The organism is Bacilli bacterium (assembly GCA_036381315.1).
Taxonomy (GTDB): domain Bacteria; phylum Bacillota; class Bacilli; order Paenibacillales; family KCTC-25726; genus DASVDB01.
The window spans coordinates 42,435-49,091 of record DASVDB010000094.1; the positions used below are offsets into that span (position 1 = coordinate 42,435).

At 52.2% G+C, this 6,657-nt stretch carries 7 protein-coding genes; 4 read left to right on the forward strand and 3 right to left on the reverse strand.

The window, feature by feature from the left end:
- Positions 1 to 58 precede the first annotated feature (58 nt).
- Positions 59 to 1,003 carry an LCP family protein gene (locus tag VF260_07195; GenBank protein HEX7056968.1) on the forward strand — a complete coding sequence of 315 codons (945 nt, stop codon included), beginning with the start codon at positions 59 to 61 and terminating at the stop codon, positions 1,001 to 1,003.
- 110 nt (positions 1,004 to 1,113) lie between these two features.
- Positions 1,114 to 1,575 (forward strand): pyridoxamine 5'-phosphate oxidase family protein, encoded by a 462-nt coding sequence (locus VF260_07200; protein ID HEX7056969.1) that lies wholly within the window; start codon positions 1,114 to 1,116, stop codon positions 1,573 to 1,575.
- Positions 1,576 to 1,606: 31 nt separating this feature from the next.
- Here the strand turns inward: VF260_07200 and VF260_07205 are convergent, their stop codons facing one another.
- A complete protein-coding gene (locus tag VF260_07205; protein HEX7056970.1) occupies positions 1,607 to 2,149 on the reverse strand; it encodes a YhcN/YlaJ family sporulation lipoprotein in 543 nt (180 codons plus the stop codon).
- Positions 2,150 to 2,267: 118 nt separating this feature from the next.
- Between VF260_07205 and VF260_07210 the strand changes: the two genes are divergently transcribed.
- Positions 2,268 to 3,599 (forward strand): PhoH family protein, encoded by a 1,332-nt coding sequence (locus tag VF260_07210; GenBank protein HEX7056971.1) that lies wholly within the window; start codon positions 2,268 to 2,270, stop codon positions 3,597 to 3,599.
- Between the two features lie 51 nt (positions 3,600 to 3,650).
- Positions 3,651 to 5,006 carry a hypothetical protein gene (locus tag VF260_07215; protein ID HEX7056972.1) on the forward strand — a complete coding sequence of 452 codons (1,356 nt, stop codon included), beginning with the start codon at positions 3,651 to 3,653 and terminating at the stop codon, positions 5,004 to 5,006.
- Here VF260_07215 and VF260_07220 read toward each other — a convergent pair.
- Positions 5,003 to 6,082: a hypothetical protein gene (locus tag VF260_07220; GenBank protein HEX7056973.1), complete on the reverse strand. Its 1,080-nt coding sequence runs from the start codon at positions 6,080 to 6,082 to the stop codon at positions 5,003 to 5,005. The two genes, VF260_07215 and VF260_07220, sit on opposite strands and share 4 nt — an antisense overlap.
- A gap of 39 nt (positions 6,083 to 6,121) precedes the next feature.
- Positions 6,122 to 6,657, reverse strand: a 536-nt coding sequence (locus tag VF260_07225) for a hypothetical protein (protein HEX7056974.1), incomplete at its 5' end; no start/stop codon positions are given.

Consider the following 6,657-nt stretch of genomic DNA (forward strand, 5'->3'; position numbering starts at 1 on the left):
CCGGTTGGCAAAACGCGGCAACCGGCGTTTATTGAAAACGGTTTTTGGTTTCCTCTTCATGATCTGTTTAGCCGGCGCCGGTTATGCCGGCTATTTGTACCTCAAGTTCGACAATGCCCTGGAAAACGCGAAACTTCCCGGCACCCCGGCGGAAGTCCCGAAACCGGAGGCGGCTGCGCACAAACCGATCACCATATTGCTGCTCGGGCTGGACACAAGGGCGCAAACGGGCACGCTGAACACCGACGTAATCATGACGGCAACTTTCAATCCGCAAACAAAATCGGCCACCATCGTATCCATACCGCGCGATACGTATTTTCAGCCGGAAGGCTACCGGGCGCGCAAAATCAACGCGTTTTATTCCGTCGCCGTCCGCGCGGACAAAGAACATGCGCCGGAGCAAATGAAAACATGGATCGGCGATTTTCTTGGCGTTACGATTGACTATGTTGCCATTGTCGATTTTAAAACGTTTGAGGACGTAATCGACGCTTTCGGCGGCATTGATGTCGATGTCGATATGGATATGCGTTATGTCGATCATGCCGACGGAACGGATATCAATTTGCGGAAAGGCTTTCAGCATTTAAACGGCGAACAGGCGCTCGATTTTGTCAGGTACCGGAAATCAAACATGGGCACCGGCCCTTCCAGCGATTTTGACCGCAACCGCAGGCAGCAGCAAGTGCTGGCGGCCATTGTCGGCAAGCTGAAATCAATCGGCGGCGTGCTCAAACTTGGCGAAATTTTTACAGCGATCGGCAGCAATATCAAAACGGATATGCCGAAAAAACAAGTGCAAAATTTTCTTAAAACCTATATCGGCATTAAAAACGACCACATTCGTTATATCCCGCTTGACGGAAAATGGGTGAGCCCGTATACCGAATTGAATCCGGAAACGCTTAATATGGCGAAAAGCGCGCTGCAGGAAGAATTGCGCGGCGAGGACGGGAACATCGCGCCGGAAGAAACCGAACCGCCGGCGACAGCGGACTAGCCCGGCGCCGTGGCTGCGGAAACGGGCGCTATTTGAAGATGCGGCCGGCTATGATATACTGATTCTAAGGTAAAAAAAGATTCGGCCTGTGTTGAACGGGAGGTATGCCAATGGCTGAAATAGTCGCCGAATTGTCGGATCTCCAACTGCATCAATTGCAAAAAGAACCATTCGTTTTGCTTGGCACGATCGATGCCGAGACTTCTGTCCCGGTAAGCAGCGCAATTTCCTGGGTTTATGCGCCGGATTCCCGCCGCATTCGCTTTGCCATCGATCAGCGGTCGCGCTTGATAAGCAACATTCAGGCCGCCCCGCATGTTACGATTACTTTTTTTGCCGGCGGATCCGTGTACGCGGCGTCCGGCAAGGCAAAAATTGCCGCCGATGCGCTGGAAGGCGTTCCGTTCAAGCTTGCTTGCTTTGAAATGGCCGTCGAGTCGGTAAAAGATATTATGTTTTACGGCGCGCGCGTGTCGGTTGAGCCGGAATACGAAAAAACATATGACAAGCGTGCGGCCGAGAAGCTTGACAATCAAGTGTTCGCAGCCATAAAAAAAGCCTGGTTTGGTTAAACTCGGCTTTTTTTGTATACCGTCTGGCAAGTTACAGGCTGCGGTTTTTTAACCGGCTTCGCTCGTCCACGTTTGCCGGCGGTTTGGCGGGAGGAGCGACGTCGTGCGGGAATTGCGGCATGATGCGGCCGATGATATCGGACATTTCGTCGGCGAAGCCGGCGATCGGCTCACCCTTCCGCAGTTTGTCCCGCAATTCGGCGAGCCGGTGATTCAAATCGATGTCTGCGGTTACGAGGGCGTTTGCTCCGTAAGGATCTTTTTGCAACGCCTGCGCCACGGAATATTTGATTGTTCCCACGCGGGAACGGTCAAGATTTCCTTGCACATCGATACCGACTACCGCGGTTTTGCCGAAAACGACGCACGTTGCGTTGCGAACTTGCGGAATGCTCTCAGCCAGCATTTCCAGCCGGTCGGCCACCGCAGTCCGATTGGGCGATGTTTGCGTTTGTTGCGTTGATTCTTTGACGCGAATCTGATTGCGCGGGGGAGGGGATGCCTGACCGTTGTCAAACCAGTTGCATCCGCCAAGCAACAGCATGACGGCAAACAGCAAGATTAAACGCGGCATAAAAGTCGTCCTTTCATTTCATTTTAAGCATTTTCTATTTTGTCCAATCTGAAAAAAGCTATGTATTTTCCACCTTTTTAGCATACGGTTCACAGTCGAACGGATCCGGAGGGCTGAAATGAAAAAAATATATGTGCTTGATACCAATGTTCTGCTGCACGATCCCAACTCCATTTTTGCTTTTGAGGATAATGAAATTATCATACCTTCAGTCGTTTTGGAAGAAATAGATTCGAAAAAGCGGAATGTGGACGAAATTGGCCGCAATGCGCGCCATGTTTCCCGGCTGCTTGACGGATTGCGCGCCAAAGGGCATCTGTACGATGGGGTGGAACTGGAAAACGGCGGCAGCATCAAGGTTGAATTAAATCATCGAAGCTACAACAAGACCCAGGAACATTTCGGCGACATGACGAACGACAACAGGATTTTATCGGTCGCGTTGAACTATCATTTGGAGGAAAAAGCCAAAAAACGGGCCAAACCGGTAATCCTTGTCAGCAAAGATACGCTTGTCCGCGTTAAGGCCGATGTGCTTGGCGTAACCGCGCAAGACTATTTATCGGACAGAATCGCAACGTTCTCGGAATTATATACCGGCTGCATTGCCATACAGGTTCACCCTTCGCTGATCGACGCGTTTTACTCGCATCGCGTGCTGGAAACGAAAGCAATCAAAGCAATCAGGGAATTTTATCCCCATGAATTTGTCCTCTTAAAAGATGAAATGGGCAGCACCAAATCGGCGCTGCTCAAGGTGAGCCCCGACGCCAGGAAGTTGGAACCGCTGCATTTGGGCAATGAAGCGATCTGGGGAATTACCGCGCGCAACGCGCAGCAGCGCATGGCGCTGGAATTGCTGTTGAACGATGACATCCCGCTGGTGACGATTACCGGCCGCGCCGGCACGGGAAAAACGCTGTTGGCGCTCGCCGCGGGTTTAATGAAAGTGGAAGACGAACGGAAATACAAAAAGCTGTTGATTGCCCGGCCGGTTGTGCCGATGGGCAAAGACATCGGCTTTTTGCCGGGCGAAAAAGACGAGAAATTGCGTCCTTGGATGCAGCCCATTTATGATAATCTGGAGTTTTTGTTCGATACGAAGAAACCCGGTGATATCGAGAAAATATTAATGGGGCTGGGCAGCATTCAGGTGGAAGCGTTGACGTATATCCGGGGAAGGTCGATCCCGGGCCAGTACATCATTATCGACGAAGCGCAAAACCTGTCGCGCCATGAAGTGAAGACGATCGTGTCGCGCGTCGGCGAAGGCAGCAAAATCATCCTGATGGGCGACCCCGAGCAGATTGACCATCCGTATCTGGATTCGACCAGCAACGGATTGACGTGCGTGGTCGAGCGCTTCAAGGAACAGGCGGCAAGCGGGCACATCACGCTGGAAAAGGGCGAGCGTTCGCGGATTGCGCAGCTGGCAACGGATCTGCTGTAAGCTCATCGCCCCGTCCACGCGCGCCTTGGTACTAATTGGGGAGTTGGTGTTGTGTTTGGGAAAAGAAGCGCCGTCATCTTATTTGCCGTTGCGTTAAGTTCGGTCGTTTTGCTCACGCAATTGATGGACCGCAATGTCCCCGGGAAAAATGCGCCGGCATCCGGAAACGGGGCGAATTTGCCGGCTGATCCCGATATATCCAGGCAAACGGACGCGCCCCGGAAGTTGAAAGTGATCGTTTCCATGTCTCCCGACGAATTTTTTACGTTGCAAAAAATGAATCAGGTGTTTGAGCGGCAGCATGCGGAAATAACCGTAACCCTGGAAAATATAACGGATCGCAACGTGTATGCGCGGATGAAAGAGAGCGCCGCCGCCGGATTAGCCGATATTTTCCTGTTGGACAACGCCTGGGTCAGCGAATTTGCCGCGCTGGGCCTGCTCGCCCCGGAACCGGAGGCGGTTGCCGCGGGCAATACCGACAGCCGCCCGTTTGACCAATTGCTTGCGCAGGTGAAATGGAACGGGTTCAGTTGGGGAATACCGAAGGAGGCCGAACTGTACGTATTGATCTGGAGCAAGAAAGCGTTTTCGGACAACCGGATCGGGCAGCCTCCGCAAACCCCGGCGGAGCTTTTGCAAGTCAATCAAAAGTTTGCGGAAGCTAACGGCGCATTTTCCGGCATCTATGTGAATCCCGCGGACCCGTACGCATTTTTGACATTGGCCTGGTATATGCGCGCGCAATCCGCCGAAGATTCCGGGGCGCAAGCGGCTGCGGAAGCCGCGGGCGAACTCGGTCCGCTGGCCAGCTTGTATTTTCCCGACGGCAAAGCGGCCGGAATCTTGAAAAACTATTATCCCGGAACAAATGATTTTGACCCGTGGGAACTCCTTGCCAGTGGGGAAATGCCCATGATGGTGGGGAAGGCCAGCGATTATTTGCGGCATTTGTCCGACGCGACCGCCTTGCAACCGTTCAACGCGGCGAAGGATAAAGAAGGGGATTCAGCCCCGGTCTTAACCGGCAAAAGTTATGTCGTATCCGCCTATACGGACGATGCGCAAACGGCGTTTTCCTGGATTTATGAAGCCGTGTCCGCCCAATATGAAGAGGCGGCATTGCAGGAAGCGCAAATCCTTCCGGCTTTGCAACATGTGTTCGGCGAACATTCCAGGCTGTATGGCGGAATCTTGCCGGGCTTGCGTCAGGCAATCGCATCAGGCGTTGCGCTGGCGGGAAATCCCGATTTGCCGGCCAAGCTGGCCGCGACGGAGCAAGCGGCGGCGGCATTTTACGCCGGGGGAAGCCCATGGCCGCAGCTTGCCGAAGAGTTTGACCGTCTCTGGCAAGCCCAAGCGGAACGGCAAAAGCCGCAACCTGCCGGAAATTCGGCGGAAAATTAAAAGTCGAAAACGAGTTTCACCAGCAACTTGTTTTTCTCAATTTTAACTTCGGTCGCTCGATAAAAAGCGACCAATTTTTTTATATAGATAGCCAAATCATATTTTTCTTCCAAAGAAGCGATGGTCGTTTCAGGCAATTCGTATCCGGCGAACGTCAAACTGTCGATCAGGAAAAGAATGGAGTTTTCCGGTTTGTCGCGTACGACATAATGGCCTGTTATCACCATCTCGCGATCGTTTAGCGTGCCGGTGAGCGTCAGCGTTCCGTCGCCAAAGGCGATCGTGATGCGCTTGAATTTTTCGTCTTTCTCCCGCAGAAAAGCGTTCAATTCGCTTTCCGCAAGCTCCAGCGTAATGTCCGATCCGGCAAACTTTAAACTTGCGCCGTGCTCGTTCAAATAATCGGGAAGCAAATCCATCGCCTGCGTGAACGTCGCCAGATATTCGTTGAACTGCGGCAGCCCGTCTTTTTCCCATGTTTCGTTCAATTGTTCGATTTGCCGCCGCAACAGTTCGGCGTCGTTGCGCCGCACAAGCTCTTTGTCCAGTTCATTTTGCAATTCGACGAGGTGTTTGCGCTGCGCCAAAAATTGCGCTTTGACCTGCGCCAATTCATGCAAAGTTTCATCCAACCGCTCGTTCGCGGCGGCGATTTCCCGCATGCTGTCGGCATAACCGTTCAGTATTTTCCGGTCACCATCGAGGATGGCGTTTAAATAGTTGTAAATGAGAAGCAAATCGTGAAAGTTTTGCGCGTAAAAAATGAACAGCCATAAGTTGTCGCGCTCTCCCATATAATAGGCCCGCAGCACATTTCCAGCCGCTTCGCGTCTGATTTTGGTCTCGTTTTCCAAAGCGGCGATCTCTCGTTTGTTGGCCGCGATTTTTTCCATGACTGTTTTTTCGCTCGCGGACAGCCGCTCGACTTCCCGGTCGATTTCGTTAATCGTCAGCCCTTTTTGCAACAATTTTTTTGTGTCATCCCATGATGTGTCCGCGGTTGAATTTGTTGCGTAAGCCGATGCGATAAAAGTGAACGCTAAAATTGGCGGCAGCATTTTCAACAGCAAACGCATGTGAACTCCCCCATTGTGGCGGCGTGGCAAACAACCGATCTATTGATTCAATAAACGCAAAACGTCGGCAAACGGCTTCGTGTTTGTGGGGATTTCCATCGTAAAAGCCGGATTTTGGTTGATATCGTCCGTTTGCAAGGCCAAATCCAGCATCATGCTTCTTGTTTTGCCGTCTTTTGGCGGCAGATTCAATGCCAAAAACACGTTTTCCTTGCGCACAAATCCTTCCTCGTCAATCGCCAGCTTCAAGACGGCCGGTTGTTGCAACTCGCTGCCTTTTAACAGTTCGGCCCAATCTTTAAGCGGCAATTGGCCGCGAAACGGCTGATCGGCGGTTGCGTTTGCCTGCGTTTGCAGTAAACCGGCTGTTGCGGAAGCGACAAACTTGCCCCAATCCGCTGGCTTGATCTCTGCCGTAATGCGGTTTAGTCCATCATTTGCGGAGTCTTCATTCTCATGGCGGAACCATTTGGGATCCATCGCGTCCAGACTGATTTTCATGAACGCCGTGATCGCCTGCGAAGTTTGCTTGACGACCTCGGGGTTCAAGGAATGGTTTTGGTTTGCCGATTTCG